Origin of the sequence: Arthrobacter sp. ov118, assembly GCF_900116495.1 — a bacterium.
In the GTDB taxonomy this organism is placed as follows: domain Bacteria; phylum Actinomycetota; class Actinomycetes; order Actinomycetales; family Micrococcaceae; genus Arthrobacter.
In genome coordinates this window covers 98,779-125,768 of the sequence record NZ_FPAY01000012.1, presented here as the reverse complement: position 1 = coordinate 125,768, position 26,990 = coordinate 98,779, and the positions used below count along the sequence as shown (strand labels likewise).

Sequence of the window (26,990 nt, the reverse complement as noted above, 5' to 3'; positions counted from 1 at the left end):
AGTCCTGCGGGGTGCGCGGGTTAACGCCCACCGCGCTGGCAGCTTCCCTGCGTGTGCTGCCGGCCTTGCGCAGCCGGAAATACTCCCCGAGCCCGGGATGAACCGGGCCGCCGGGCCTGCCCCGGAACCCGGCACGCCTTGCCCATTTCCGGCACGTGTACCGGTTAAAGCCCAGTGACTCGGCAGCCCGGGCCACATTACCCAACCGATCCAGAACCGAGAAGAACTCGTCCTTCTGCTCCTGCGTGTATTTCCTGCTGGTTCGTGGTGCTTCCGCTAAAGACGACACGGTCGTTGCAACTCCCAATTTTCATTGAGTGTTGCAACGACCGCTAGAACTCGCCGGGTGGAACGGGCCGTAAGTGACCCCGCGTTGCTTGTGCTGGCTGCGACCTAGAGGGCCGCGTAAACCTCGCGCAGGAGCTTGGCGGTCTCGGACGGCGTCTTGCCGACCTTGACGCCGGCAGCCTCGAGGGCTTCCTTCTTGGCCTGGGCGGTGCCCGCGGAACCGGAGACAATGGCACCGGCGTGGCCCATGGTCTTGCCTTCCGGGGCGGTGAAGCCGGCCACGTAGCCGACAACCGGCTTGGTGACGTTGGCCTTGATGAAGTCGGCTGCACGCTCTTCGGCGTCGCCGCCGATTTCGCCGATCATGACGATTGCCTTGGTCTCGGGGTCAGCTTCGAAGGCCTCGAGAGCGTCGATGTGGGTGGTGCCGATGACCGGGTCGCCGCCGATTCCGATGGCGGTGGAGAAGCCGAGGTCACGCAGCTCGTACATCATCTGGTAGGTCAGGGTGCCGGACTTGGAGACCAGGCCGATCGGGCCCTTGCCCGTGATGTTGGCCGGGGTGATGCCGACCAGGGCCTCGCCAGGGGTGATGATGCCGGGGCAGTTCGGTCCGATGATGCGGGTGACCTGCTTGCCGTCGGCGTCGACCTTGGACTGGGCCAGTGCCCAGAACTCTGCGGAGTCCTGAACCGGCACGCCTTCGGTGATGACGACGACGAGGCCGATGCCAGCCTCGATGGCTTCAACGACGGCGTCCTTGGTGAAGGCCGGCGGGACGAAGACGATGGAGACGTCGGCGCCGGTCTCGGCCATGGCTTCCTTGACGGTGCCGAAGACGGTGATCTCGTTGTCGCCGTGCAGGACCGTGGTGCCGGCCTTGCGGGCATTGACGCCGCCCACAATGTTGGTGCCGGCCTTGAGCATGAGGGCGGTGTGCTTGGTGCCTTCGCCGCCGGTGATGCCCTGGACGATGACCTTGGAGTCCTTGTTCAGATAGATAGACATAGTCGGGTCCCTTTACTTCGCTGCGTTGGCGAGCTCGGCGGCCTTGTCGGCGCCCTCGTCCATGGTGGCGGCCAGGGTAACCAGCGGGTGGTTGGCCTCGGCCAGGATGCGGCGGCCTTCCTCGACATTGTTGCCGTCGAGGCGGACGACCAGCGGCTTGTTCGCGGAGTGGCCCAGCTCGGCCAGCGCACCCACGATGCCCTTTGCCACCGCGTCGCACGCGGTGATGCCGCCGAAGACGTTGACGAACACGGACTTGACCTGCTCGTCGCCCAGGATGACGTCGAGACCGGCCGCCATGACCTCGGCGGACGCTCCACCGCCGATGTCCAGGAAGTTGGCAGGCTTGACGTTGCCGTGGTTCTCGCCGGCGTACGCGACGACGTCCAGGGTGGACATGACCAGTCCGGCGCCGTTGCCGATGATTCCGACCTCGCCGTCGAGCTTGACGTAGTTCAGGTCCTGCTCCTTGGCCTTGGCCTCGAGCGGGTCAGCAGCTTCCTTGTCTTCAAGGGTGGCGTGCTTGGGGTGGCGGAAGTCCGCGTTCTCGTCGAGGGAAACCTTGCCGTCGAGGGCAACGATCTCGCCGGCGCCGGTCTTGACCAGCGGGTTGACCTCTACGAGGGTGGCGTCTTCCTTCTTGAAGACGTCCCAGAGCTTGAGGATGACGGCGGCGACCTTGCCGCGCAGCTCCTCAGCAAAACCGGCCGCGGCGACGATTTCGTCGGCCTTGGCCTGGTCGATGCCGACGGCCGGATCGATAGCGACCTTCGCCAGGGCTTCGGGCCGCTCGACGGCGAGCTGCTCGATTTCCATGCCGCCCTCGACCGAGCACATGGCTAGGTAGTTGCGGTTGGCGCGGTCCAGCAGGACGGAGAAGTAGTACTCTTCGGCGATGTCCGCACCCTGGGCAATCATCACCTTGTTGACCGTGTGGCCCTTGATGTCCATCCCGAGGATGTTGGTGGAGTGTTCCAGCGCCTCATCAGCGGTCTTTGCGACCTTAACGCCGCCGGCCTTACCGCGGCCACCGACCTTAACCTGTGCCTTGACGACAGTTACGCCGCCGATCTTCTCGGCAGCTGCCTTTGCTTCTTCAGGGGTGTGCGCCACGATGCCGGCAAGCACGGGTACACCGTGCGCCTCGAACATATCGCGCGCCTGATATTCAAACAGGTCCACGGTTTAGTGTCCTTCTACGTCGAAGTAGTTTCTGTACAGCCGGACCCCGCGTACTCGCGGTTACCGGGCTGCGGAATAAACGCACCCTGCGACAAGTTGGAAACGAGCCACACGGCGCAATGCTCCTTTTGGAACTCTAGTCCTTTGATCGGACCAGCCCGTCCCAGACTACCTGTTATGTGAGTAAGGACACTATTCTATGGGGCGTAGAAAAACCGCTAGATTACGCGGTTTTTGGGGCCTTCGACGGCGTCAGTGCGGGCTGCCGGACGACGCCGGAAGTGCGGCCGTAATGATCGGGGAACCGCACCCGGTCCGCACCTCACCTGAGCCGCCAAACGCGCCGCCGGACGCGTTTCCGCAGGCGGGGCGGGCGGACGTTTCAGCAGGCGGTGCGCTCGGTCGCGGACGGCGGCGGTCCGGCGGCGGGTTAGGCGTCCAGTTTGGTCAGCGGCGCGTAGCGCAGCAGCAGGCGCTTCTCGCCGACGTCGAACTTCACCTTGGCGACCGTCTTGTCCCCGGCGCCCTCCACCGCCAGGACGGTGCCGTTGCCGAAGCTGGTGTGGTTGACCTTGTCCCCCACACTGACGGCGACGACTTCCTTCTGCGGCTGGACCCTGTTCTTGGCGACGGCGGCGGGAACATCGGCGCTGAAGCCCGCGGAAGGGCCTGCCCCGGTGCCGCGGGCGGTTCCGGCGCCCCAGAATGATCCTCCGTAGCGGCTGGAACCGATGGCGGCGCCGCCGCCCCAGCCGCCGGACTGTCGGCTGGCCCCTTCGCGCTTCCATTCGACGAGATCGGCCGGGATCTCCTCGATGAACTGGCTCGCGGGGTTGTACTGGCTTTGGCCCCACATGCTCCGGACCTCCGAGCGGGTCAGGTAGAGGCGCTTCCGGGCACGGGTAAGCCCGACGTAGGCCAGCCGGCGTTCCTCGGCCAGTTCCTTGGGATCGGTGGCGGAGCGCTGGTGCGGAAACAGCCCGTGCTCCATGCCCGTGAGGAAGACCACCGGGAATTCGAGCCCCTTGGCTGTGTGCAGGGTCATGAGGGTGACGACGCCCAGGCGTTTGGCCTCCGCGACCGCAGCGGCGAGGTCATCTGCGTCACCGCCAGGGGCATCGGGGATCTGGTCCGCATCAGCCACCAGGGATACCTGCTCCAGGAACGCGCCCAGGGAACCGTCCGGGTTGTCGCGTTCGTATTCGCGCACGACGGCGACGAGTTCCGCGAGGTTCTCCACCCGCGATTCGTCCTGGGGATCGGTGCTGGAACGCAGCGCGGCAAGGTATCCGGTCTGCTCGAGCACGGCTTCCAGGGCGGCGGCCGCGCCGGAACCGGAGGCCACCTCGGCCAGGTCATCGAGGAGCTTCACGAAACCCAGCACGGCGTTGACCGAGCGGGTGGCCATGCCTGGGGCTTCGTCGGCGCGCCTTGCGGCGGCCATGAAGGATGTGCGCTCACGCTCGGCTAAGGCAGCCACGGCACCCTCTGCGCGGTCACCGATTCCGCGCTTGGGTTCGTTGAGGATCCGGCGGAGGTTGACGTCGTCGTCCGGGTTGACCAGGACCCGCAGGTACGCGAGGGCGTCCTTGATCTCCTTGCGCTCGTAGAAGCGGGTGCCGCCGACCACCTTGTAGGGCAGTCCCACGCGCACCAGGACGTCTTCGATCGAGCGGGACTGGGCGTTGGTGCGGTAGAAGATGGCGACGTCGCCGGGGCGCAGGTTGCCCTCATCCTGCAGCCGGTCGATTTCCTTGGCAATGAACTGGGCCTCGTCGTGCTCGTTCTCACCGACGTAGCCGACGATCTTCTCGCCGTCGCCCTCGGCCGTCCAGAGCCGCTTCTCCGGCCGGTTCGGGTTGCGGGAGATCACGGAATTGGCGGCGCTAAGAATGGTCTGGGTGGAGCGGTAATTCTGCTCGAGCTTGATGGTCCGGGCGTCCGGGTAGTCCTTCTCGAACTCCACAATGTTGCGGATGTCCGCGCCGCGGAAGGCGTAGATGGACTGGTCGGAGTCGCCGACCACGGTCAGTTCGGAAGCATCGGGACCCTCGCCGACGATTTCGCGCACCAGGGCGTACTGGGCGTGGTTGGTGTCCTGGTATTCGTCCACGAGGACGTGCCGGAAGCGCCGCCGGTAGGACTCGGCGAGCGCGGGGAACGCCCGGAACATGTACACGGTCTGGGCGATCAGGTCATCGAAGTCCATGGCATTGGCCTGGCGCAGGCGCTGGGTGTAGCCCTTGAAGACCTCGGCGACGGCCTGCTCGAAAGGATCGTTGTAGTTGGCGCTGGAGGCGTAGGAGTCGTCGTCGATGAGCTCGTTCTTGAGCGCGGAAATCTTGTGCTGGATGGCCTTGGGCGGGAAGCGCTTGGGATCCAGGTCCAAGTTCTTGGCGACGAGCGTGATCAGCCGTAGCGAATCGGCGGAATCGTAGATCGAGAAGTTGGAGTTGAGCCCGACGTTCTTCGCTTCACGGCGCAGGATTCGGACGCAGGAGGAGTGGAAGGTGGAGATCCACATGGTCTTGGCCCGGCCGCCGACCAGGGCCTCGATCCGCTCCCGCATTTCGGCCGCGGCCTTGTTGGTGAAGGTGATGGCCAGGATCTCGCCGTGGTGCGCCCGGCGCGTGGCGATCAGGTAGGCGATCCGGTTACTGAGCACCCGGGTCTTCCCCGACCCCGCACCGGCCACGATGAGCAGGGCGCTGCCGGTGTGCTTGACTGCCTCCTCCTGCTGCGGGTTCAGGCCCTCGAGGAGCTCGCTGGCGTTCGGCAGCTGCGGACGGTCCCAGCCGCCGTCTGTGGCATGGCCGCCGTTGCCGCTGGCGCCGCGCGGGCCGAATCCGCCGCCGGAGCCATGCCCGTCAGTGCTATTACCGCCAGTAACGAATCCACCCCCGGCGCCGCGCCCCTCGGCGCTATTGCCGCCAAGGCCGAATCCGCCCCCGTTGCCGCCCGGACCGAATCCCGCGCCTGAATCCTGCCCGTCCAGGCCGGACGCGGCGGGGGATTTTGTGCCTGTCGCCGACTTGGAGGCAGCTTGGAAGGGTCCGTCGGCATAAGGGTCAAACAACATATCCATGGTGTATCTAAGTCTAGGCGGTGGCACTGACACCCGCGTCCGCCCCCTCGGCACATGCCCTCCGCTGCCCGCGGCCAGCGGACATAATCCCCTTATGCCCGGTCCTAACAACAAAGAATGAGCATGTGCCCCCGGGCGGGTGCTGAAAAATGAGCATGTCCCCGGACCGGGGCTTAAACAATGAGCATGTCCTCCCGGCACGCACGGCGCGGGGGAAGGCTAGCCCACCGCTGCCGAACTGAGCGCGGCACGCAACTGCCGCACCGCCGTCGTACCTCCCGCAATGAACCAGTCGAGTCCGTTGACGCGCACAACGTCGGTGGCGCCGCCGGCCGCCTCGACGATGGCCTTGCCGGGCAACCAGTCCCACTCGGGGCAACTGTGCTGGAACCAGCAGCCGAGCTCGCCGTCGGCCACCCGGCTGAGGTCGCAGGAGCCCGATCCGAACATGCGCAGGGCGGCCGCCGATGTCGCCGCCGCATGCCAGGGCATGGCACACATCGGATCGGCGAGCCAGGTCGGGTGGATGTACGTTGCGGCGCCGAGTTCGGAGACGGGCGTGTCCGTTCGTCCCTTGCCGCCGGATGCGTCGGGGAGGAAGGTGAGGAGTCTTTCGCCGTTGAGGGTCGCGGCCCGGGCTGTCCCGCCGAGCCAGAGCTTGTCCTCTTCCGGCTGGAAAATAGCGCCGAGCCCCGTTCCGGATGAATCCTTTAGGGCAATGGCCGAGCACCAGTAGGTGGAGCCGTGCAGGAAGTTGTAGGTGCCGTCGACGGGATCAATGACCCAGGTCCGGCCGCTGCTGCCCGCCACGGAGGCGCCCTCTTCACCCAGGATGGCGTCGTCCGGCCGGCAGCGCCGGAGCTGCTCCAGCACGTAAGCCTCGGCGGCATGGTCGGCGGCGGTGACGACGTCCGAGACCGAGGTTTTCTGCTTGCCTTCCAGCCCGGCCTGCCGCATCAGCAGCGCCAGGGTCCCGGCCTCGCGGACCAGGGACTCGGCCAGTTGGTAGTCATCCAGGGAGGGGTCGAGATCTGCGGTGCTGTGCCGGCCCAGCCGGTGTTTTCCTAGTTCGGTCACGCGGTCCAGACTATCGGCGCCTGCTGGCAGTGAACAGCGGGGCCGGGCGGCCGTGCCGGACGGGCGATAATGGAGCCATGGCCAAGACACCCGCGCAGCGGATCAAGAAGCACGGCGCCAACGCGGCGGTCCCCCAGCATCAGCTCCCCCCGGTGATCAATCCGACCACCGACCGGACGCCGCAGAAGGCGCAGAGCAACAGCAACCTGATTGTGATTGCCGGCGTCGTGGCCAGCCTGTTCCTCTTCTGGTACCTCCACCTCCTCACCCTCAACCAGCTCACGCAGTTGTCCAATGGGCTGGCCATGCCGGACTCCATGCTCGGCGGCTTCGATCAGGGGTTCGTGGGGCAACTGCACGCGGCCATGGACGACGCCGCCCGGGGCCAGCTGAGCTACGTCCACAAAACCGCCGGCACCCTCTTCCCGCTGATCTTCGGCTTCACGTGGCTGCTGCTGATCGGAACGAACGTGGCCCGAAAGTCCCTGCGCTGGGCGCTCTGGGCGCTCCCTCTGCTCTTTGCGGCGGTCCGGCTGTGGGGCAACACGGTCATCGACGCGGTGCTTTCTGCCGGAACCGCCGACGCCGGTCTGGTCGCCCTCGCCTCCGGACTCACCGTGGCCGGCTGGATCCTCCTGGCGCTGAGCCTTGTGGCCGGCGGCGTGGCCGTGTTCCTCGGGCGCAAGGGCGCCGCTGGGTCCCCTGCCCCGGGACATGTCCAGCCCTGATCCCTGCCGCTGGACAGCTGCCCGGACGCCGACTCCGGCCAAGGGACATGTCCACCCTTGAGCATGAGCTTTGTGCATGCCCCTCGCACCCGACGCGGATCACGGGACATGTCCATCTTTGGGCCCGGCCGGTGGAGAAGTTGCTCGCAGCCAGCTCCAGCCGAGGGACATGTCCAGCCCTGGTCGCAGCCGCTGGGCATCACGCCGTTATGTCCAGTCCTCGCCCCAAGCGAGGGACATGCCCCCTCCAAGGCGTCCAAGGCCCGCATCAAAAGGGACATGTCCATCCCTGAGCACGGGCGTTGGTCATATCCGCCGCTTCCAGTGCCGATTACCGGACATGTCCATCCCTGTGCGCTGCCGCTGGGCATCGGGCCATTGCGTCCGGTCCCTACCGCAAGCGAGGGACATGTCCACTCCGAAGTACGGGACATGTCCGCGCCAAGCCGGGTCGAGAGCCACGGTCAGCAGGTCCGGGCACGCCAACCCGGGTCGAGAGCCACGGTCAATGGAATGTCAGGGGACGTCCCGCAGGAATTCCAGGGCCTGCTCGGCACGCTGCGGGGCTCCTGACTTCTCAAAGTAGTCAGCGGCTTCCAGCAGGTTTTTCCTGGCTTCGGCCGTGTCTCCCAGGGCGCCGTGGGACCGTCCCAGCAATAGGTACGCCTCACCCAGAATCTGCGGCGAGATTTTCTCAGCAACGGGGAAGATACTGCCCACAGTTTCGACCGCCGCTGCCGGGTCTCCAGCCAGGAAGTTCCAGTGGCCTCGGTTCAGCTTGAGCAGTATGTGGTCCTCTTCGGTGCCGCCGATGACATCAGTGGCAAGTTCCGCGCGTTCAATGCAGCGCAGCGTTTCCGCGTCCGCAACGTCAGCGGCGAGCCGCATGGCCGCGGAAGCCTTGTTGAACTTGGCCCAAATATCGAGATTTCGCGCCGGCGAAAACGTTTCGGCCGCGAGTTCGTGATATTCAAGCCCCTCGATCACTTTGTTGCAGAGGAAGGCAACGTTGCCGATGACCCAATAGGCCTTGCCGACCAGCTGGTCGTCGACCTCATTGGATATATCGTCGGCCAGTAGGAGGCTCTCGTTCCAGGCCTCCTCTAGCCTGCCGCTTTCGGCGAGGGCCGCGATGAGGGCCTGGCGGGCTTTGACGTTATCCTCCACGTCCCCTGCACCCGAGGACAAACTCGCCGCCATTCGCGCTGCGTCGGCCGCCTGCCCCAGCATGCCGGCACCCTGCCGGGCTTTTGCGAGCAGGATATTCGCTTTGCCCCGGGCATCTTCAGCCTTGGCGCCGGTGGCACCATTAACCAGCTCAGCGGCAAGTTCTGCGCAGGCCTCAAAGTCGCCGGCGTCGAGCAGATTCTCCGCCTGAAAGAGCCGCATGGCCCAGGCCGCCGTCAGGTCGCCATCGTTCCTCGCCATTTCCCAAGCCACTCGCGCGCTGCTGGCCGCACGGCGGAAGTCATGGCTGGTTCGATATTCCCGGGCCTCTAACTCTGCAGCGGCGTACGACGGTGACACGGAGCGTTGGTGCATGTCTCAATTATCCGTTGCCGCGGGAGCGGAAATGAACAAAGCGCACAAGCAAGACCTACGCAATATTCACAAAGGACTTGCGCAGCTTCGCGCGAATATCACGAAAGCTTATGTTGCTGCACGAATCGTTATGCAACGGCGTGTCGTTTGGCCCTATACTGAACCTGCAACATACGACACATGAGTCACATCAGCCTCTTACGTATCAGGAGTCCCACATGAAGAAAGTCCTCGCAACGCTCCTCGTCGCTGGCGCGCTGGCCGGCGCCGGCCTGTCCACCTCGGCAGCAGTGTCTGCTTCCAGCGGATCGAGCCAGGGCTCTGTTGTAGCAGTCGGCTGGTGGCCGAACTCCACTCCGAAGAACTAACGGAAACAGCACCGTTGCGGCGGGCGCCGGGCATCATGTCCGGAGCCCGCCGCTTTTTCTTTAAGGGACTTTCCTTAGTGGACGTCGTTCAGCATTCATCACGGCTAGGCCCAGGCCAGCCCAAACACCTCAACGACACTTTCCCCGCTAGCGCGCCTACCGGGTCTATGAACGACTGTTGATCAAAGCCACAAATTCCCCGGCCGGGGCGGGCCGGCCAAAATAGTAGCCCTGTCCGCTGCTGCAGCCCATCTCCCGCAGGACCTCCGCCTGTTCCGCGGTCTCGATGCCTTCGGCCAGCGCTTTGAGGCCGCAGGCGTGAATGAGATGCAGCACCGCGGACACGAAATCCCGCTGCTGTTCGTCGGCGCCCAAGCCGCTGATCAGGCTCCGGTCGATCTTGACCACGTTCACGGGCAGCTTCCGCAGGTAACTGATGGAGGAATAGCCGGTGCCAAAGTCATCGATCTCAAGCTGCACACCAAGCCGACGCAGGCCGTTGAGCGAGTACTGGTCGATATCCCCGCCGTTGACCGCCATGGATTCCGTCAGCTCAACGATCAGGTTGGACGCATCCACCCCGGTCTCCCTGAGGATGTCCCGCACGTGTTCGATCAGTTCGAGGTTTTGCAGTTCGGTGGTGGAGATGTTGACGCGCACGTTGAAGGTGCTGTCCACCTGCTGGTCCTGCTGCCATTGCCGCAGTTGCCGCACGGAGTTGCGCAGCACCCAGTGGCCCAGGTCCACGATGATCCCGGTTTCCTCGGCCAGGGGAATGAACTGGTCCGGCATGAGCAGACCGCGTTCCGGGTGGTTCCACCGGACGAGCGCCTCCACGCCTTCGACCCTGCCTGTGGCGAGGTCCACCACGGGCTGGTAGTGCAGGGTCAGCTGGTCCTGCTGGATGGCTTCGCGCATTTCCGTGACCATGACGCTTTGCAGCCGGCGCGCATACAGCAGGGCGGGCTCGAACACTTTGATGCTGCTGTGCGGCTGGGCCTTGGCGGCATACATGGCCGTGTCTGCCTCCATGACGAGGTCGTCAACGGACTGACCGGGGTCCGCGATCCGCAGGCCAATGCTGGTTCCGCAGGTAACTCTCAGACCACCGACGTCGAGGCTCTCGCTGAGTGCGGCAAGGATCCTGTTCGCCACCCGGCGCGCCCGGACCAGATTGGACTTCGGCAGCATGACGGCGAATTCGTCGCCGCCAAGGCGCGCCACCGTGTCCGTCTCGCGGACGGCGTCCTGCAGGCGGCGCGCGATCGCGCGCAGGACGTCGTCACCGGCGCTGTGCCCCAGGGTGTCGTTGATTCCCTTGAAGGAATCGAGGTCGAGAATCAGGAGTGCCGGCGGCATCTCCCCCCGCGAGGACTCGGCCAGGGCATGGCTCAGGACCGAGTTGAGGGCCGTCCTGTTGGCGAGTTGCGTCAAGGGGTCGGTGAGCGCCATGCGTTCAAGCTCCACCTGCGCCTCACGCAGCATGGCGGTGCGGCTTTCGACCCGCTCCTCCAGCTCCTGATAGATGGTCTGCAGATCATCGGCCATCAGGTTGATGCCGGCAATGACGGCGGCGACGTCGTCCCGGGCACCGGAGTGCGGGATCCTGGTGCTCAGATCGCCTCCGGCAATCCGCACAATGCCTTCCACGAGGGCGTGCAGCCTGGGGTCCTGCGCGTCATTCTTCACGGACATACTGCCTCAACCATTCGATGGCCGCGGATTCGGAGGTGAAGAACTGCGCCGGGATCGACTCACCCCTGGACCGCAGCAGGTAGTGGGCAATGACCCGGTCCACCGGGGTCTCGCCCACCAGGGCGAACGCTGTAGCTGCTATGGATCCGGTGTAGGCCTGCCGCGCCTCAACGCTGACACCGACGACGCCGGTGATCACCAGGATCACCGGCACTCGCCGCCCGGCGGCGAGGGAACGGACCGCCTCACCGGCGATGCGGGCCTCCGGCCCCTGGATCTCCTGGTTGGCGGGCAGCAGGACTTCGATGATGCCGCCCTCGAGCATCCGCACGCCGATGGCCCGGGCCGCATCAATCGCCGCACCCTGGATGGCCCGGGCCGCATCAATCGCCGCACCCTGGATGGCCCGGGCCGCACCAATCGCGGCACCCTGGATGCCGCCGGCTGTCTCGTCCGGCAGCCGCTCGTCGGGCCCGGCCAGGGCCTCGACAGTCATCGGACGGCAATTCGACGGCGGCGGTCCGTGGAGCCTCGGAGGTCCCGGTTCAGCCGGCGGTCGCCGTGATAGAGGATCGTTTCCCAGTCGACTTCCTCGGCTGTCTTGGCAATCACAGGGCTCTCCTTCACTGTCCTGGCCCGCGGGCTGACGTACAGCCAGTTAACCACCCCGAGGAATACATCCACTGCGGAGTTGAAGACACCGATGTAGGCGTGGATCGCGAAGGCGGCCAGGGCAGCGTTCAGGGAGGCGAAGGCCACGTTGCCCCAGTTCCCCGCCTGGGCGTCCCGCCACACGGTCAGGAGCGAAAAGGCCACGATCGCGTACGGCGTCAGGACGTAGAGGGCCGGGGCCGCGGTGCGGTCCTTGACCTTGGGTGTGCGGGCGAAGGGAATCTTGTCGCCCGTGACGGCCTGCTGCAGCGATTTCAGGACGCCGGCCAGGTTGACGGGCAGCAGCACGAGGTTGAAGCCGTAGATCCGGAAGATGTCACTGAAGCGGTGCCCGCAGTCGCGCAGGTCGCTGCCCATGGCCAGGAAGTACGGCAGGGCAGCGAGGAAAACGACCGGGCTCAGCAGCCGGCTGTCGTACGGGTAGGCCAGGAGGAAGACCAGGCCGAAGCTCGCCCAGGCGATGGAGGCCATGTAGTTCACCCGCAGCAGCACCTCCCGGAAGAGGATCACGCGGCGCTCGGACCGGTGCCGGCGCAGCTGGGCCCACAGCTTCGGCAGGATCAACAGGCCGCCGTTCGCCCAGCGCCGGCGCTGCACGACGAGGGAGCCGAAGTCCGGCGGCGTCGCGCTGTAGCTGAGCCGTTCTGGATAGTTCACCAGGGTCCAGCCGTGCTGGCCGAGGTCGATGCTGGATTCGGTGTCTTCGATGACGGTCCGGTCCTGGATGTAGGTCCGGATCTCGAAGCCACCGGTGGTCTCCACTTCCACGATGTCCTCCAGGGCCCGCTTGCGGATGACCGCGTTCGCGCCCACCCAGAAGGTCGCACCGTAGTACGTCTTTCCCTGGTGAAGGATGTGCTGGAGGTCGGTGGTGGCTCCGGCGATGCGCTCGATGCGGGTCGGGGCGCCGCGGAAGGAGGAGTACGGGGTCTGGGTCACCGCGACGCGCTCGTTGCCCGCCGACTCCAGGAAGTAGACCAGCCGGAGGCAGTAGTCGCGCAGAAGCAGCGAGTCGGCGTCGAGCGTCAACAGGTAGGTGGTGTCGCGGACCTCCAGGACGTCGCCGGGGGCGGCTGCGGCGTCGGCCGCCGCCTTGCGCAGCACCACGCCGTCGGCGGTGGTTTCCTTGTTCCAGGTGTGGCCCATCAGCGATATGTAGGCGTTGAGGTTCATGGCCTTGTTCGCCTCGTGTGAGAGGCTTGCGTATTTCTTGCGTTCGAACGTTTCGGTGGAGACGTTGAAGATCCAGGTCAGCCGGAGGTACAGCTCCTCGATCCGGGAACGCGGCGGCGACGCCAGTTGTGCCAGCGCAGCGTTCAGTCCCAGGAGCACAAGCCTCAGCTCGCGGGCCAGGCCCATCAGGACGAGGTCGACAAAGAACTCGTCAACGTGGTCTTCCACCGTTTCGGCGGCGGCCATGGACTCAAGCCATTCGGCGGCCGCCTCGTATTCGGCAATCAGCAGGGCCACCTCGGCCGCATTGCCGCGGCCGTCGTGCGCCTTGTCGTGCACATTGGCCCGGCGCCGGAATTCGGCCAGGGCCGCATTGAAGCGGGCGGCCGGCACGCTGAGCTGGGCGGCGATCTCGCCGGTCAGCGCACGGGTCTTGTCCAACCGGACCTTGTCGCCCAGGTCCGAGGGATTCGGCGGGTCATCAAGGAGCAGTACCACTTTGAGATCCGGGAACTCCTGCAGGGCTGCGGACCACAGCGTGGCGCGCACCACCTGGGGTTCTTCGGCGTAGGAGGGAACCAGCACCGTGATGCCTTCGGAGTATCCGGCGAAGTGCCGGTCCAGCTCGCCGCGCGGCACCCTGGCGTGGTCGCGGAACCGGTACAGGGCTCCCTGGCGGGCCATCAGATACATGAGGGCCGAAAAAGTCAGGAATGTTACAACAACAAGATAGGAAACCGTTTCAAACTGAAACCGGAAACCGGCATTCGGGTTGTTCGCAAGTTCCCTCAAGATTGTGGAAATAACATAGGCGACCCAGGCCGCCAGCGTGGTGAGAATCCCCAGCCGGCCAAGGATTATTTTGCGCCTCGAGGGGCGCGGATGAACAATTGACAGCGGCTCAGACCGCCGTTCTGCCCCCCATTGGCGACGCCGGACCGCGCCTTTTTGGTCGGTAGTTCCGCTTTCCGTTTCCACGCGCGGCAAGACAAGCTGATCTGGCATTAGTCCCCATAAGACTGCAAAGTCGGCAAAGTGGCGCGCCCGCGGCATTACCCGCACGCCGCACCGGATGTTCCGGTGAGTGCCCTTATGATAATGCAAGGTCAGACGCTTGCCGGACATCAGACACCCCGGGAAATACAGGAGCTGATTCCGGCGGCCGGCGCGTGCCCGGTCGTTCAATGAAAGACGCACAAGGGGGGACCTGTGTCCGAACGATTTCCAGGCCGCAAATTATCGGTGGTCCGGCTCGGCGCTCTCGTCGCCGCTGTGGCGGCCGCCGCTGCCGGCGGCGTGATCGCGTGGGGCAACTTCGAGGACGTCCGGGCGGCCGAGGCCATCCCGTCCGTGTTCTCGGGCTATGTCGATGTCACGGCAACACCGCGGTACGACTTTGAGGCGCCGGCATCCAAGGAAGCCGAAAAAGTCGTGCTGTCCTTCATCGTCGCCGATCCCAAGGATCCGTGCTCGCCGTCCTGGGGCGCCGCCTACTCCCTGGCCGACGCAGCGAACTCGCTGGACCTGGACCGGCGCGTGGCACGGCTGCAGCAACTCGGCGGCAGCGTGGCCGTTTCCTTCGGCGGGCTGGCCAACCGCGAGCTGGCCGTCACCTGCACCGATCCCGCCAAGCTGAAGACCGCCTACCGTGCCGTCGTCGACCGCTACAACGTCAGCAGCATCGACCTGGACGTGGAAGGCGAAGCCCTCTCCGACGCCGCAGCCCTCGAGCGGCGTTCAGCGGCCATCGCCGCTCTCCAGAAGGACCGCCAGCGCGACGGCAAGGGGCTCAGCGTCTGGCTGACGCTGCCCGCTGATCCCAACGGCCTCACGACGGCGGGTGGCGACGCGGTGCGCCGGATGATTACCGCCGGCGTCGACCTCGCCGGGGTGAACGCCATGACCATGGACTACGGCGGGAGCAAGTTGCCGGGCCGTTCGATGTACGAGAACGCGGTCTCCGCCGCGGAAGCCACCCACCGCCAGCTCACCGACCTGTACCGGGGCGCCGGCAGCGAACTCGGCAGCGGGACGGTCTGGCGCAAGGTCGGGCTGACTCCGATGATCGGCCAGAACGACATCCCCGGCGAAATCTTCACGCTCAAGGACGCGCAGGAGCTCAGCGCCTACGCCAGCAAACAGGGCATCGGCCGCCTCTCCATGTGGTCCCTCAACCGTGACCGCACCTGCAGCCAGAACTTCCCCGACCTCACCAAGGTTTCCGACGGCTGCAGCGGCGTGGACCAGGGAAGTTCCTCCTTCGCCACGATCCTCGGCGCCGGCGTGACGGCGGGCCCCTCCGCTGCGGCGGAAACTGCGGCCCAGCCGACGTCGGTCCCGGCAGTTAGCGACAATCCGTCCACCAGCCCGTACCCGGTCTGGTCCGAGGCCACCGCTTACAGCGCCGGAGACCGGATCGTGTGGCATTCGAACGTGTACGAGGCCAAATGGTGGACCCGCGCCGACACCCCGGATGATCCTGTACTCCAGGGCACCGCGACCCCCTGGCGCATCATCGGCCCGGTACTGGCCGGTGACAAGCCGACACCCCGGCTCACCGCACCGGCCGGCACGGCCCCGGCGTGGCAGCCGGCCAAGGTCTACCGCAAGGGCGACCGAGTGCTCTTCGAGGGCCGGGTCTTCGAGGCCAAATGGTGGACCCAGACCGACAGCCCCGAAGCTGCGCTGCAGGGGTCGGCGGAGTCGCCGTGGTCCAAGCTTCGCGACGAGGAAATGCTGAAGATCATGGCCACCCCGACGGCGGCGCCCACCGCGACTGCGTCAGCTCCGGCGCGCTAAAGCGCCCGGGCGGCCTTGCGCAGCGAGCGCTCGTGCCGGACCCGCTGGGCGATGATGAGGCCTGCGGCGGCGACGCCGGCCGTAATGGGATAGCCCATGAGCCGTTCCAGCGTGCCCGGTTCCGGCACCTTCATGTCGGTAACGCCGCCTGCAATGAGCGCCGCCAAGGACACCACGCCGCAGGCCAGGATGAGCCAGCCCAGGGAGGTCCGCCTGACCCACAGCCCGCCGATCACCAGGAGCGCCAGCGACCCGGCCGCGAAGTACATCAAGGCACCGGCCAGATGCCAGCCGGAGCCCGTGTCTTCGGGGACCAGCCCCACGATCACCGTGCCCGCCCCGGCGGTGCCGGTCAGCACCCGGGCCGCGGCCGCCGCGGCCACCCCCACGCTCCGGCCTGCCCGGCCCGGGGCCGGCGAAACGGGTTGCGAGCCCGCCCGGCCGCGGGTCGGCGCGCCGGGCCGCGCCGCACAGCACAGCAGCACCGAGCCGAGCAGAAGGGCACCGATGATCATGCCAAAACCCTGGACCACAAAGGACGCGTTCATCAGCAGGTGGGCGGGCGAGCAGACGTCCCGGCCGTCAAAGTCCCCGCAGGCCACGGCGCCCAGGTCGCTGATGTAGCCGGTGCGGCGGCTGTAAGGTTCCGCAGCCGCCCAGGCGCCGATCACCGCGGCCTCGGCCACGAAATACTGCAGCACACTCAGCTTTGCCAGTGCCCCGACGTAAAAACGCGTGGCGGCTACGTCCGGGTAATAGATGGCGTCAGCGGACACCCCGGTGGTTCCTGCGGTCATGCCTAGAGCGTAGTACCCCCGCTCACCTTGTATGCTTATATCCGTGTCCGACAGGACCGGCTCTGGGCCGGCCCCGGACGCCCGCCCTCGTAGCTCAGTGGATAGAGCACGGCTCTCCTAAAGCCGGTGTCGTTGGTTCGATTCCAATCGAGGGCACTTGAATCCTGCAGCCCCGGACGCATCCCCGGACTCGGGTCCGGACTTTGACCTCCGCGCCTACCTGCGCGGCTCCTGGTCTGTGGACCGCACCCTGCTGGACCGCCGCGCCGGGACCCGCGGCACCTTCACCGGCGTCGTCCGCTTTACGGACGACGACGACGGCGGCCTGCACTGGCGCGAAGAGGGCACCGTGCGCTGGACATCCTTTGATGGCGCGCCGTTCACCGGGCCCGCGAGCCGGGAATACCTGTTGCGGCCCGCCGACACGGCTGCGGTTATGGATGTGGCCTTTCCGGACGGCCGTCCCTTCCACCGCATGGGCTTCACCGGGCAAAGCAACCAGGACGTGCACTGGTGCGACCCCGACACCTACCGCGTGACGTACACCGTGCTCGGACCGGACGAAGTCGGCTACCGCTGGGACGTCACCGGTCCCGCCAAGGACCAGTTGCTCGAGTCGGTCCTGCGCAGGCTGGACGCCCCCGTCCCCGAGACGGGGGCCGCAGCGCCGGACGCTAGGCTGGCAGGATGAATCCCCGCATTGTCGTCTCCGCCGTCTGCGTCTTCGATGACGCCGGACGCCTCCTGACTGTCCGGAAACGGGGCACGGACAAGTTCATGCACCCCGGCGGCAAACCCGAGGCCGGCGAAACCGCTGCGGAGGCCGCGGCGCGCGAGCTCGAGGAAGAAGTGGGCATTGTGCTGGCCCCCGACCGGCTGGACCTGCTGGGCTGCTGGCTGGCGGATGCGGCGAACGAGGCTGCCACCAAGATTGAGGCCACCGTCTTCACCGCTCCGGGCGTCTGGAGTGCCCGGCCGTCCGGTGAAATCGCCGAGATCCGCTGGCACGACCTCGGCGCGGAGCCGCCCGAGGACCTTGCACCGCTGCTGACGGACCATGTGCTGCCGGCGCTGTCAGCCGGCCCGGCAGCACGCCGGCTTTAGTACTCCGGCTTAGTACCCCGGCTTAGTACTTAGGCCTTAGTACTCCTGCTTTAATATCCCGGCACAGCCTCCCGGGCCACCGCGCTGGCCTCGGCGAACTGGGTCCGGTACAGCTCCGCGTAGCGGCCCTCGGCGGCCAGGAGTTCGTGGTGGGTGCCGCGTTCCACGATCGAGCCGTTCTCCACCACCAGGATCGCGTCAGCGGCGCGGACGGTGGAGAGCCGGTGGGCGATCACCACGGCGGTCCGGCCCTCCAGTGCGGCGCCCAGCGCCTCCTGGACTGCGGCCTCATTGGTGGAGTCCAGCGCGGCGGTGGCCTCGTCGAGGATGACCACCCTTGGCTGCGCGATGAGCAGGCGGGCAATCGTCAGGCGCTGCCGTTCGCCGCCGGAGAGCCGGTAGCCGCGCTCCCCCACCACGGTGTCCAGGCCGTCGGGCAGTGACCTGATCATGTCCTCGAGCCGGGCGCGGCGCAGCACGTCCCAGAGCTGCTCGTCGGTGGCCTCCGGCCGGGCCAGGCGGAGGTTGGAGGCGATGCTCTCGTGGAACAGGTGGCCGTCCTGCGTCACCATGCCCAGGGTCTGGCGCATCGAGTCGAAGGTGAGGTCGCGGACGTCCACGCCCGTGCCCGGCGTCGTGCCGCCGAGGCGGACGGCGCCCGAGTCGACGTCGTACAGCCGCGAAAGGAGCTGCGCGATGGTGGACTTCCCGGCTCCCGAGGAGCCGACCAGGGCCACGGTCTGACCTGGCTCCACCCGGAAGCTGATGCCGTGCAGCACTTCTTCGCCGCCGCGGGTGTCCAGGGTCCGCACGTCTTCCAGCGAGGCCAGCGAGACCTTGTCCGCCGAGGGGTAGGCGAAGCGGACGTCGTCGAACTCCACCGAGAGCGGACCGGGCGGGGAGGCGACGGCGTCGGGCTTCTGCTGGATGAGCGGTTTGAGGTCCAGGATTTCGAAGACGCGCTCGAAACTGACCAGGGCGCTCATGATTTCCACGCGGGCGTTAGAGAGCGCCGTGAGCGGCGCGTAGAGGCGGGTGAGCAGCAGTGCGAGCACGACGACGTCGCCGGCGGCCAACTGCCCGGCAAGCGCGAGCCAGCCGCCCAGGCCGTAGACCAGGGCGAGGGCCAGGGCCGAGACGAGGGTCAGCGCCGTGACGAAAGTGAACTGCAGCATGGCGGTGCGGACGCCGATGTCCCGGACCCGGCCGGCACGGAGCGCGAACTCGTGGGACTCCTCGTCCGGGCGGCCGAAGAGCTTGACCAGGGTGGCGCCGGGCGCGGAGAAGCGCTCGGTCATCTGGGTGCCCATGGCCGCGTTGTGTTCGGCTGCCTCGCGCCGCAGGTCGGCGAGCCTGGAGCCCATCCGGCGGGCCGGGATCAGGAAGATCGGCAGCAGGATCATGGCGAGCACTGTCACCAGCCACGACTTGTTGAGCATGACCGCCAGGGTCAGCGCGAGGGCCACGACGTTGCTGACCACGCCGGAGAGCGTGCCGGCGAAGGCTGACTGCGCCCCGATGACGTCATTGTTCAGCCGGCTCACGAGGGCTCCGGTGCGGGTCCTGGTGAAGAAGGCAATCGGCATCTTCTGGACGTGGTCGAAGACCTTGGTCCGCAGGTCCAGGATCACGCCTTCACCGATCGTGGAGGACAGCCAGCGGGTCAGCAGCCCCAGCCCGGCCTCCGCCACCGCCACAATCGCGATCAGGACGGCGAGCCCGATCACCGTTCCGGCGTCCGCGTGGGCGATGATCTCGTCGACCACCTGCCCGGCGAGGACCGGCGTGGCCACAGCCAGGACGGCCATCACGATGGACAGCAGCACGAAGGCGATCAGCTTGCCCCGGTGGGGGCGGGCAAAGCCGAAGACCCGCTTCAGGAGCGCCTTCGAGAACGGCTTGGATCCGCTGGAGGCGCGGGTGATGTTGTAGAGGGAGCTCCAGGCGACCCGGTCCATGCTCATGTGGTGCTGCCTTTCGGGGCTTCGGCGTGCAGTTCGGTGACGACGCCGTTTTCGACGTTCCAGCGCGCGTCCAGACGGACGTTTTCCAGCAGCCGCCGGTCGTGGGTGACCAGCAGCAGTGCGCCGTCGTAGCTGTCGAGTGCTTCCTCGAGCTGTTCAATGGCGGGCAGGTCGAGGTGGTTGGTGGGTTCGTCCAGGACCAGCAGGTTCACGCCCCGGGCCTGCAGGAGCGCCAGCGCTGCCCGGGTGCGTTCCCCCGGGGAGAGGGAGTCGACGGGCCGGTTGGTGTGATCGGCCTTGAGGCCGAACTTTGCCAGCAGGGTGCGAACATCGGCCGGGGTCTGCTCCGTCAGGACGGCCTCGACGGCGTCTGCCAGCAACAGGCTGCCGGCCAGCAGGCCGCGGGCCTGGTCGATCTCGCCGACCGCCACCGACGCGCCCATGGACGCGTCCCCGGCGTCCGGCCGCTGGATGCCCAGCAGGAGCCGAAGCAGGGTGGATTTTCCGGCGCCGTTGGGGCCGGTGATCCCGATCCGCTCCCCCGCGTTCAGCTGCAGGTTCACCGGACCCAGGGTGAAATCTCCCTGCTGCGCGACGGCGTCGCGCAGGGTTGCCACCACCGCGCTGGAGCGGGGGGCCGCTCCGATGCTGAACTGCAGCTGCCATTCCTTGCGCGGTTCCTCGACTTCCTCGAGCCGGGCGATGCGCGATTCCATCTGCCGCACCTTTTGCCCCTGCTTCTCCGAGGACTCGGTACTGGCCGCCCGGCGGATCTTGTCATTGTCCGGGTTCTTCTTCATGGCATTGCGGACGCCCTGGGAGCTCCATTCACGCTGCGTGCGTGCGCGGGACACGAGATCTGCCTTGGTGGCGGCAAATTCCTCGTACCGTTCCCGGGCATGGCGGCGGGCGACGGCGCGTTCTTCCAGGTAGGACTCGTAACCGCCGTCGTACACAGCAACTGAATTCTGCGCCAGGTCCAGTTCCACCACCTTGGATACGCAGCGCGCCAGGAACTCGCGGTCGTGTGAGACCAGGACGACGCCGCCGCGCAGGCCCTGCACGAAGGCCTCCAGTTTGGCCAGCCCGCCGAGGTCGAGGTCGTTGGTGGGCTCGTCGAGCAGCACAATGTCGAACCGGCTGAGCAGCAGGGCCGCCAGGGCAACGCGCGCCGCCTGGCCGCCGGAGAGCCCGGTCATCCCGGCGTCAGCTCCCACCTCGAGGCCCAGGTCGGCCAGAACGGCCGGGATCCGGTCCTCCAGGTCAGCGGCACCGGAGGCCATCCAGCGGTCGAAGGCCAGGGAGTACGCATCGTCGGCGCCCGGCGCCCCCGATCCCAGGGCCTCGGCGGTGGCCTCCATGGCTGCTGTCGCCTGGGCGCAGCCCGTGCGCCGGGCGATATATCCGGCCACGGTTTCACCGGCGACCCGTTCGTGCTCCTGCGGCAGCCAGCCAACATAGGCGTCAGAGGGAGCCAGGCTCACCGCGCCTTCCTGCGGTTCATCGACGCCGGCCAGGAGGCGCAGCAGGGTTGACTTGCCCGCACCATTGGCACCCACGACGCCGACCACGTCGCCGGGGGCTACGGTCAGGGAGAGCTTTGTGAAGAGTGTGCGGTGGTCGTGACCACCGGAAAGGTCCTTGGCAACAAGGGTTGCAGTCATTAGTTCATTCTCTCACCCGGGCAGGTTACCCGCGTTCAACGAGGGGTGCCCCTCGGGGCCAAACCCGGCAGAATCCGGCCGGGCATAGAAGAACCCGCTGGTCCGGACTTGGGGGGTGTACGGACCAGCGGGTTCGACCATTTAGCATAGTTCAATCACGACCTTACGCAAAATCCCAGACCCAAGAGCCCCTAGGCGGCCCTGCGGCACCGCACTCCCACCGCAGACCCAAAACCACACTGCCATTCGACTCCGCAGGAAGCACTAGATGCCCATTTCCGCAAAGGCGTTCCAAGACTGGCTTCATCAGGCTGCCCCGTCAGCGAGCACAGCCGATATCTGCAGGATCTCCGGCATCAAACGCACCACGCTTGCCCAGCAATTGGTGCGCGGAAAGGTTACCGAAACCACTGTGGTGAGCATCAGCCGCGCACTGGGGTTGAGTCCGCTCGCGGCTCTGGCTTCGTTCGAGCAGTTTGCGGAGCTGGCCTCCCCGGCGCCACCGCCGACCCCCGCCGAGCTCGTCAGCCAGGTTGCCACGATGGACTTGTTGCGCGTCGTCATTTCCCGGTCGTCACCCGTCCAAGGCGGCGACGGTGAGGAAGGGGGCTCCGTGTTGCCCGCACTGAGCCCGGCTCCGCATGCCACCTCGGTCCGGAACTGGGTGGACGCGGTTGACGACGGCGAGTTGCGCCACCGGGTTTCGGCCGCCACCGGCGTAGCCCCCCAGAATTATTCGGCCCAGCTCACAGCAAACCGGCTGTCCCCGGAATTGGCCTTCGCAACGGCCCGCGCGGCGGGGGTCGGCCTCACGGGAGGGCTGGTCGCCACCGGCTTGATCACCGAGGATGAGGCCGGCTGGCCGCCAGGGGCGAAGCAGTCGGCGTTGGAAGCACTCTCCAACGGGGAACTCACAGCCCTGGCCGGGGAACGGCTCCAGGCGCTCGGAAAATCGCTGCGGCGCCAGGAGCAGGAACAAGCGCAGACAGAGAAGATTTGGGAGCACCTCGGATGATCGGGATCCTGCAGTGGACCACCCTGGCGGTATGCGGCGTCGTCACGCTGGCCCGCATTCCGAGCGCCCTCCGCGGTGAGAACCGGTCCTTGTTCTCCATCTTTGCGCTGGCCACCCTGGCGATCCTGCTCAGCATTGATGGCCCCTACCTGGTGGTGGACCGTGCCCTGGGGGGCTTGAACATCGCCAACCTGGTACTGCGTTTTGTGATTTTCGCGGCCATCTTCTTCCTTGGACTCCGGGTGGCCCGGGGCTTCAGCGCGGACGACGCCTTGCGGCTCATCACCGGCCCCATCGGAATCGGGGTGGCGGCGGCGGCGTCCGCCGCGGTGGTGGCGGTGTTCCTTCTGATGGACACCTCGGGCTCCTCCGCGGGGATGACCGGCATTTTCGCCAAGGACCCTCGCAATGCCGCCCTGGTGGAGTACTACGGTGCCGCCGGACGCCTCTACCCGGCCTACGTCACCGCGGCGCTGTTCCCGGCCATGCTGCGGACGTTCCGCAGCAGGTTCCCGGCCCTGGTGCGGTCCAGCGCGGCGCTGATGGCACTGGGTACGGTCGGCATTTGCTTGAGTCTGCTGTCTCCGGTCATCCCGCCGTCCCTGGGAATTTTGCGGTACGTCTTCAACTACACGGCCGCTTTGTGCCTCATCCTTGGGCTGGCGCTGATCTGGCTGGCAAAGGTGCTTGCGCAGCGTGCTCAGAAGAAGCAATCTGTCCTCACCCGATGGTAGGGGTACTGGGGAACCGAGGGATGCGGAAGAAGCAGGAATGATGGCCATCCTCCAGTGGGGCACGCTGATCATTTGTTCGGTGGTGCTCCTCCTGCGCGTTCCGGATGCCATCCGGGGGCGGAACAGGATGGTTTTCGGCATACTGGTCATCGCGACGCTGTGCAGCCTGCTCTCAGTGCCCGGCCCCTACGCGGCGATCGACGTGGCACTGGGCGGCTGGAACGTCACCCATCTGATCCTGCGGCTCCTGGTGTTCGCGGCGGTCCTGCTGATCGGCCTGCAGGTCGCCAAGGGACTCGCCGACGCACGCGGTTACCGCCTCGTCGCCGGCCCGCCGGGACGCTGGGCACTGGCGGCGAGTGTTGTGGCCGTAGTGGCCGCCTTCTCCCTCATGGACACTCGCGGGTCCTCGGCCGGCCTGTTGGACATAGCGGACAACGCCGGGCACAATGCCGTGGTGGCGCCGTTCTACGCCGCCGCCGGCCGCACGTATCCGGGCTTTGTTTCAGTGGTCCTCCTGCCGGCGTTGGTAGGCACCGCCACCAGCCATTTGCCGCGGATGGTTCGGGCCGCGGCGTTCCTGACGGCTCTGGGGGCCGTCGCCACTGCCATCAGTGTTCCTGCCTGTTTTGCCCCGGGCGCCTGGCTCCTCGCGCAGCAATCGGTCAACTATCTGGCGGTCCTGGGCTACGTCCTGGGGCTGTGCCTGTTCTGGTTCTCGAGGCTAGGGACCAAAGGCGGCCGGTAACGCTCCCGCAACATTCCGTAAGAACAAGGGGCAGGGCATTCACAAAATCATTAGAGCGTGAAAGAATCATGAATGTGTGAAAGCGGCAATCGCTTTGTGTACGGAATTCAGCCGTGCGAAGCAGAAGCAGCCGCCCAAGCGCCATTGGGGGGATGAGTGGTAGCGGTCCGTGCGGACCGCTACCACTCAGCCGTTTAACCGGTCTTTCCGCCTCCCCGCGGGGCGGGCTGAGCGCCTCCCTCCGCCCCTGTTAGCGCACGAACCTCAGTGTGAGCAGCTGGAACGGCCGCAGCCTCAGGTCGGCCGAATTCAGGCCCGCCACGACCCCCGGGGCCCCGCCCTGAGGCTCGAGTGGCCGTTCCAGGAGGTCCACGGCGCGAACTGCGCTGACCGGAAAATTTGCCGTCACGCGGCCCGTGGACCGCTCGCCCAAGGATTCGTACAAGCGGACGATCACGTCGCCGGAGCCGTCTTCGGCAAGCTTGACTGCCTCGATGACCAGGGCCCGGCCCAAGACGGTGAACAGCGGTTCAACCGCGTGGGCCCCCTTCGCAAGCCGCGGTGCCAGGTTGGTGCGGTAGCCCTCCTCGACCGCGTCCGCGATGGACGCGCCCGGCCGGATCGTGACGTGCAGTTCGTGCCTGCCCTGGTCCGCGGCCGGGTCCGGAAACTTCGGCGCCCGCAGGAGCGAGACCCGCACGGTGGTGGTGGTCCCGCCGTCGTCCTCCCGCACGTTGCGGGTGACGTCGTGGCCGTAGCTGGACGCGTTGGAGATGGCCACGCCGTAGCCCGGCTCGGCCACGTGGATCCAGCGTTGGGCGCAGATTTCGAACTTCGCGCTCTCCCAGGACGTATTGAGGTGGGTCGGGCGGAAGACATGGCCGAACTGCGTCTCCGCCGCTGAGCGGTCCGCCTTGACGTCCAGGCCGAAGCCAAGCTTGAGTAGTTTTTCGCTTTCCTGCCAGTCCACCAGGGTGGAGATGGCGAGGGAGTCGGCCCCGGCCGCCAGCGCAATCCGCTGGGTGATGGCTGAGGAGCCGGCCACCCGCTCCACGACGACGACGGCGTCCGGGCTTTCGCCCGGGCCGCGCTCGAGCGTCACCGAACGCGCCTCGAGGAGCCGGACGACGTTCCTGCGGTAAAAGGCGTCGATGTCCCACGCGTCCCACTCGTTGGGTGTGTCCCGGTGCAGTTCCAGGACGTTGCCCCACTGCCCGGGAGCGATCGCCTCACGCCCGGTGGTGTGGTCCATGAGCGAGGTGAGCAGACCGTTGGCATCCACCACCGCGCGGACGATGCCGTTGTCCAGGACGTAGCCGCCGTCGGCTTCGGTAACGCTTATCGGCTGCGCGGAGCTGACCGGCTCGGCGGCGGCGAGGGCAGGCACGCCCTGGTGCTCATGCGGGGCGGCGTTGAGCAGGAACTCCCTGTTGCCCGGGCCCATGGCCGCGGCCGCGGCCGCCGTGATGATCGCTTCCAGCCCGCGTTCGACGGCGGCGTAGTTCCGTTCGGCATCCTGGTGGACCCAGGCGATGGAGCTCCCGGGCAGGATGTCGTGGAACTGCTGCAGCAGGACCAGCCGCCACAGGCGCTTGAGCTCGGCAGCGGGGTAGCGGTGACCGGCGCGCACGGCCGCCGTGGCGCTCCAGAGCTCGGCCTCCCGGAGAAGGTGCTCGCTGCGCCGGTTCCCCAGCTTGGTCTTGGCCTGGCTGGTGTAGGTGCCGCGGTGCAGTTCCAGGTACATCTCCCCCACCCAGACGGGGAGGCTCTCGTACTCGGTTTCGGCCTGCCGGAAGAAGCCGGCTGCCGAGCCGATCTGCACCTTCGGAGATCCTTCCAGGTCCGCGGTGCGCTGCGCGGCGGCCAGCATCTCGCGGGTTGGTCCGCCGCCGCCGTCGCCGTGGCCGAACGGCACCAGGGAGGTGGTTCCGCGTCCATGGTCGCGGTAGTTGCGTTCGGCGTGGGCCAGGTCCCTGGCACTGAGGTCGGAGTTGTATTTGTCGACCGGCGGGAAATGGGTGAAGATCCGGGTGCCGTCGATTCCCTCCCAGTTGAACGTGTGGTGCGGCATCCGGTTGACCTGGTTCCAGGAGATCTTCTGGGTCAGGAACCAGCGGATGCCTGCGGCTTTGATGATCTGGGGCAACGCCGCGGAGTACCCGAAGGTATCCGGCAGCCAGGCTTCCTGGCAGTCCACTCCGAGCTCGGCCAGGAAGAAGCTCTTGCCCTCAAGAAATTGCCGGGCCATGGCCTCGCCGCCGGGCATGTTGGAATCTGATTCGACCCACATCCCGCCCACCGGAACGAACTGCCCGGCGCGGACCTTGTCCAGGATGCGCCCGAAGAGCTCCGGATAGTACTCCTTCATCCACGCGAACTGCTGCGCGGAGGAGCAGGAGAAGACGAAGTCGGGGTGTTCATCCATCAGGGCGACGACGTTGGAGAACGTCCGGGCGCATTTGCGGATGGTTTCCCGGACCGGCCACAGCCAGGCCGAATCGATGTGGGCATGTCCGGTGGCAACGAGCTGATGGGCCGAAGCGTAGGCCGGCCGGGACAGCACGCCGGCGAGCGCGGCACGACCGGCACCGGCGGTACCGGCAACGTCGTCGGGGTCCATGATGTCCAGCATGCGCTCCAGCGCCCGCAAGATTTCGTGGCGGCGGGGCAGGTCCATGGGCAGCTCGTGCATGAGCCCGCCGAGCGCGAGGACGTCCTGCTGCAGTTCCCAGACGGTCTGGTTGAGCTCGGCGATCGCGATCTGGCCAAGGCGGTAGATCGGTTCGTTGCCGGACGTTGCTTTGTCGCCGTAGGGCGTGGCGGCGAACGTCCAGTGCTGGGACAGGTCGGGGTTGGCCGCGGCTTCGACGTAGAAGTCAACGGCCATGCCGCCGCCCAGGAGCTTGAGCGGGATGTGCTGGTTCCGCGGCGAGATCGCCTTGATGATGGTCCCGTCGGACCGCCAGGCGATGCCTTCGCACTGGAAGCCCGGGAGCTCGCCGCTGAAGCCCAGGTCCACCAGGACTTCCACCGAAGTGCCTGGCGCCGTTCCCCAGGATTGCGGCACTTCCCCCTGCAGCCGCAGCCACTTGGTGCTCCACGGCCGGCCCCAGGCCGCGCCGTGCTCCTGGGGCGTGAACTCGTGCCTCAAGGCCTCCAATGCCGGCACGGGTTCGTCCGGAGCATCCCAGCTGCTCAGCGTGAGGGGCAGGCTGCGCGGGTAGACGGCGGGCGCGATGCGGTCCCGCAGAAAGCGGTCCAACCGGACTTCCGTGAGACGGCGGTCGTCGTGCAAGGTGATCCTCTTCAGCGCCGGCGGACCCGATTGGCTCTCCAATCGATGGAAA

Annotated in this window: 20 protein-coding genes, 1 tRNA gene and 1 pseudogene; 9 read left to right on the top strand and 13 right to left on the bottom strand. The window is 66.8% G+C overall.

Translation table 11 applies throughout. From position 1 onward, the window contains the following. The 5 genes and pseudogenes from BM372_RS20905 to BM372_RS18720 form a co-directional block, all read right to left on the bottom strand. Positions 1 to 289, bottom strand: a pseudogene (locus tag BM372_RS20905) (hypothetical protein); the annotation flags it as partial. A gap of 104 nt (positions 290 to 393) precedes the next feature. Further along, complete coding sequence (gene sucD, locus BM372_RS18735; protein ID WP_090956952.1) at positions 394 to 1,296, bottom strand: succinate--CoA ligase subunit alpha; 903 nt, start codon at positions 1,294 to 1,296, stop codon at positions 394 to 396. A gap of 12 nt (positions 1,297 to 1,308) precedes the next feature. Further along, positions 1,309 to 2,478 carry an ADP-forming succinate--CoA ligase subunit beta gene (gene sucC / locus BM372_RS18730; RefSeq protein WP_090956951.1) on the bottom strand — a complete coding sequence of 390 codons (1,170 nt, stop codon included), beginning with the start codon at positions 2,476 to 2,478 and terminating at the stop codon, positions 1,309 to 1,311. Between the two features lie 430 nt (positions 2,479 to 2,908). Continuing rightward, positions 2,909 to 5,557, bottom strand: coding sequence for a DNA helicase PcrA (pcrA, locus tag BM372_RS18725; RefSeq protein ID WP_090956950.1), 2,649 nt, complete (start codon positions 5,555 to 5,557; stop codon positions 2,909 to 2,911). 225 nt (positions 5,558 to 5,782) lie between these two features. Further along, complete coding sequence (locus tag BM372_RS18720; protein ID WP_177236073.1) at positions 5,783 to 6,640, bottom strand: inositol monophosphatase family protein; 858 nt, start codon at positions 6,638 to 6,640, stop codon at positions 5,783 to 5,785. 77 nt (positions 6,641 to 6,717) lie between these two features. Between BM372_RS18720 and BM372_RS18715 the strand changes: the two genes are divergently transcribed. Next, positions 6,718 to 7,368 (top strand): hypothetical protein, encoded by a 651-nt coding sequence (locus tag BM372_RS18715; protein ID WP_090956949.1) that lies wholly within the window; start codon positions 6,718 to 6,720, stop codon positions 7,366 to 7,368. A 516-nt stretch (positions 7,369 to 7,884) separates the two neighbouring features. On the opposite strand, the gene BM372_RS18710 is transcribed toward BM372_RS18715, so the two are convergent. Then, positions 7,885 to 8,796, bottom strand: a complete 912-nt coding sequence (locus BM372_RS18710; protein ID WP_090956948.1) for a hypothetical protein — start codon at positions 8,794 to 8,796, stop codon at positions 7,885 to 7,887. Between the two features lie 332 nt (positions 8,797 to 9,128). Between BM372_RS18710 and BM372_RS20790 the strand changes: the two genes are divergently transcribed. Beyond that, positions 9,129 to 9,278 (top strand): hypothetical protein, encoded by a 150-nt coding sequence (locus BM372_RS20790; protein WP_177236072.1) that lies wholly within the window; start codon positions 9,129 to 9,131, stop codon positions 9,276 to 9,278. Positions 9,279 to 9,443: 165 nt separating this feature from the next. On the opposite strand, the gene BM372_RS18705 is transcribed toward BM372_RS20790, so the two are convergent. From BM372_RS18705 to BM372_RS18695, 3 genes are read right to left on the bottom strand one after another with little or no spacing between them, the layout of a single operon-like run. Continuing rightward, the gene (locus BM372_RS18705; protein ID WP_090956947.1) at positions 9,444 to 10,973 is read right to left on the bottom strand and encodes a putative bifunctional diguanylate cyclase/phosphodiesterase; all 1,530 of its coding nucleotides are present in this window, start codon (positions 10,971 to 10,973) and stop codon (positions 9,444 to 9,446) included. Continuing rightward, positions 10,957 to 11,469, bottom strand: a complete 513-nt coding sequence (locus BM372_RS18700) for a DUF7793 family protein (protein WP_090956946.1) — start codon at positions 11,467 to 11,469, stop codon at positions 10,957 to 10,959. Before BM372_RS18700 ends, BM372_RS18705 begins: the two co-directional genes overlap by 17 nt. Continuing rightward, positions 11,466 to 13,511: a glycosyltransferase family 2 protein gene (locus BM372_RS18695; protein ID WP_090956963.1), complete on the bottom strand. Its 2,046-nt coding sequence runs from the start codon at positions 13,509 to 13,511 to the stop codon at positions 11,466 to 11,468. The genes BM372_RS18700 and BM372_RS18695 overlap by 4 nt, the downstream gene beginning before the upstream one ends. A gap of 516 nt (positions 13,512 to 14,027) precedes the next feature. Here BM372_RS18695 and BM372_RS18690 point away from each other — a divergent pair. Next, positions 14,028 to 15,617 (top strand): chitinase, encoded by a 1,590-nt coding sequence (locus BM372_RS18690; RefSeq protein ID WP_256214411.1) that lies wholly within the window; start codon positions 14,028 to 14,030, stop codon positions 15,615 to 15,617. Here the strand turns inward: BM372_RS18690 and BM372_RS18685 are convergent. Further along, on the bottom strand, positions 15,614 to 16,414 hold the full coding sequence (locus BM372_RS18685) for a DUF998 domain-containing protein (RefSeq protein ID WP_090956944.1): 801 nt from the start codon (positions 16,412 to 16,414) through the stop codon (positions 15,614 to 15,616). The genes BM372_RS18690 and BM372_RS18685 overlap by 4 nt on opposite strands. Before the next feature lie 83 nt (positions 16,415 to 16,497). Here BM372_RS18685 and BM372_RS18680 point away from each other — a divergent pair. The 3 genes from BM372_RS18680 to BM372_RS18670 all read left to right on the top strand — a co-directional run bounded on the left by BM372_RS18680 (position 16,498) and on the right by BM372_RS18670 (position 17,518). After that, a tRNA-Arg gene (locus BM372_RS18680) sits at positions 16,498 to 16,570 on the top strand. A 1-nt stretch (position 16,571) separates the two neighbouring features. Then, complete coding sequence (locus BM372_RS18675; protein WP_090956943.1) at positions 16,572 to 17,105, top strand: DUF6314 family protein; 534 nt, start codon at positions 16,572 to 16,574, stop codon at positions 17,103 to 17,105. Then, a complete protein-coding gene (locus BM372_RS18670) occupies positions 17,102 to 17,518 on the top strand; it encodes an NUDIX hydrolase (RefSeq protein WP_090956942.1) in 417 nt (138 codons plus the stop codon). Before BM372_RS18675 ends, BM372_RS18670 begins: the two co-directional genes overlap by 4 nt. Positions 17,519 to 17,568: 50 nt before the next feature. On the opposite strand, the gene BM372_RS18665 is transcribed toward BM372_RS18670, so the two are convergent. After that, on the bottom strand, positions 17,569 to 19,482 hold the full coding sequence (locus BM372_RS18665; protein WP_090956941.1) for an ABC transporter ATP-binding protein: 1,914 nt from the start codon (positions 19,480 to 19,482) through the stop codon (positions 17,569 to 17,571). Continuing rightward, positions 19,479 to 21,146 carry an ABC-F family ATP-binding cassette domain-containing protein gene (locus BM372_RS18660; protein ID WP_090956940.1) on the bottom strand — a complete coding sequence of 556 codons (1,668 nt, stop codon included), beginning with the start codon at positions 21,144 to 21,146 and terminating at the stop codon, positions 19,479 to 19,481. The genes BM372_RS18665 and BM372_RS18660 overlap by 4 nt, the downstream gene beginning before the upstream one ends. 268 nt (positions 21,147 to 21,414) lie before the next feature. Between BM372_RS18660 and BM372_RS18655 the strand changes: the two genes are divergently transcribed. From BM372_RS18655 to BM372_RS18645, 3 genes are read left to right on the top strand one after another with little or no spacing between them, the layout of a single operon-like run. Then, positions 21,415 to 22,161 carry a hypothetical protein gene (locus tag BM372_RS18655; protein WP_090956939.1) on the top strand — a complete coding sequence of 249 codons (747 nt, stop codon included), beginning with the start codon at positions 21,415 to 21,417 and terminating at the stop codon, positions 22,159 to 22,161. Continuing rightward, positions 22,158 to 22,895, top strand: a complete 738-nt coding sequence (locus BM372_RS18650) for a hypothetical protein (RefSeq protein WP_090956938.1) — start codon at positions 22,158 to 22,160, stop codon at positions 22,893 to 22,895. The genes BM372_RS18655 and BM372_RS18650 overlap by 4 nt, the downstream gene beginning before the upstream one ends. Positions 22,896 to 22,932: 37 nt before the next feature. Next, on the top strand, positions 22,933 to 23,643 hold the full coding sequence (locus BM372_RS18645; protein WP_090956937.1) for a hypothetical protein: 711 nt from the start codon (positions 22,933 to 22,935) through the stop codon (positions 23,641 to 23,643). A 250-nt stretch (positions 23,644 to 23,893) separates the two neighbouring features. Here the strand turns inward: BM372_RS18645 and BM372_RS18640 are convergent, their stop codons facing one another. After that, the gene (locus BM372_RS18640; RefSeq protein WP_090956936.1) at positions 23,894 to 26,938 is read right to left on the bottom strand and encodes an alpha-mannosidase; all 3,045 of its coding nucleotides are present in this window, start codon (positions 26,936 to 26,938) and stop codon (positions 23,894 to 23,896) included. Positions 26,939 to 26,990 lie beyond the last annotated feature (52 nt).

Coding starts and splice junctions, on each gene's coding strand:
- BM372_RS20790 (WP_177236072.1), top strand. CDS start 9,129: ATGAAGAAAGTCCTCGCAACGCTCCTCGTCGCTGGCGCGCTGGCCGGC.
- BM372_RS18670 (WP_090956942.1), top strand. CDS start 17,102: ATGAATCCCCGCATTGTCGTCTCCGCCGTCTGCGTCTTCGATGACGCC.
- BM372_RS18705 (WP_090956947.1), bottom strand. CDS start 10,973: ATGTCCGTGAAGAATGACGCGCAGGACCCCAGGCTGCACGCCCTCGTG.
- BM372_RS18685 (WP_090956944.1), bottom strand. CDS start 16,414: ATGACCGCAGGAACCACCGGGGTGTCCGCTGACGCCATCTATTACCCG.
- BM372_RS18715 (WP_090956949.1), top strand. CDS start 6,718: ATGGCCAAGACACCCGCGCAGCGGATCAAGAAGCACGGCGCCAACGCG.
- BM372_RS18700 (WP_090956946.1), bottom strand. CDS start 11,469: ATGACTGTCGAGGCCCTGGCCGGGCCCGACGAGCGGCTGCCGGACGAG.
- BM372_RS18655 (WP_090956939.1), top strand. CDS start 21,415: ATGCCCATTTCCGCAAAGGCGTTCCAAGACTGGCTTCATCAGGCTGCC.
- BM372_RS18650 (WP_090956938.1), top strand. CDS start 22,158: ATGATCGGGATCCTGCAGTGGACCACCCTGGCGGTATGCGGCGTCGTC.
- pcrA (WP_090956950.1), bottom strand. CDS start 5,557: ATGTTGTTTGACCCTTATGCCGACGGACCCTTCCAAGCTGCCTCCAAG.
- sucD (WP_090956952.1), bottom strand. CDS start 1,296: ATGTCTATCTATCTGAACAAGGACTCCAAGGTCATCGTCCAGGGCATC.
- BM372_RS18645 (WP_090956937.1), top strand. CDS start 22,933: ATGATGGCCATCCTCCAGTGGGGCACGCTGATCATTTGTTCGGTGGTG.
- BM372_RS18660 (WP_090956940.1), bottom strand. CDS start 21,146: ATGACTGCAACCCTTGTTGCCAAGGACCTTTCCGGTGGTCACGACCAC.
- BM372_RS18710 (WP_090956948.1), bottom strand. CDS start 8,796: ATGGCGAGGAACGATGGCGACCTGACGGCGGCCTGGGCCATGCGGCTC.
- BM372_RS18695 (WP_090956963.1), bottom strand. CDS start 13,511: ATGTATCTGATGGCCCGCCAGGGAGCCCTGTACCGGTTCCGCGACCAC.
- BM372_RS18665 (WP_090956941.1), bottom strand. CDS start 19,482: ATGAGCATGGACCGGGTCGCCTGGAGCTCCCTCTACAACATCACCCGC.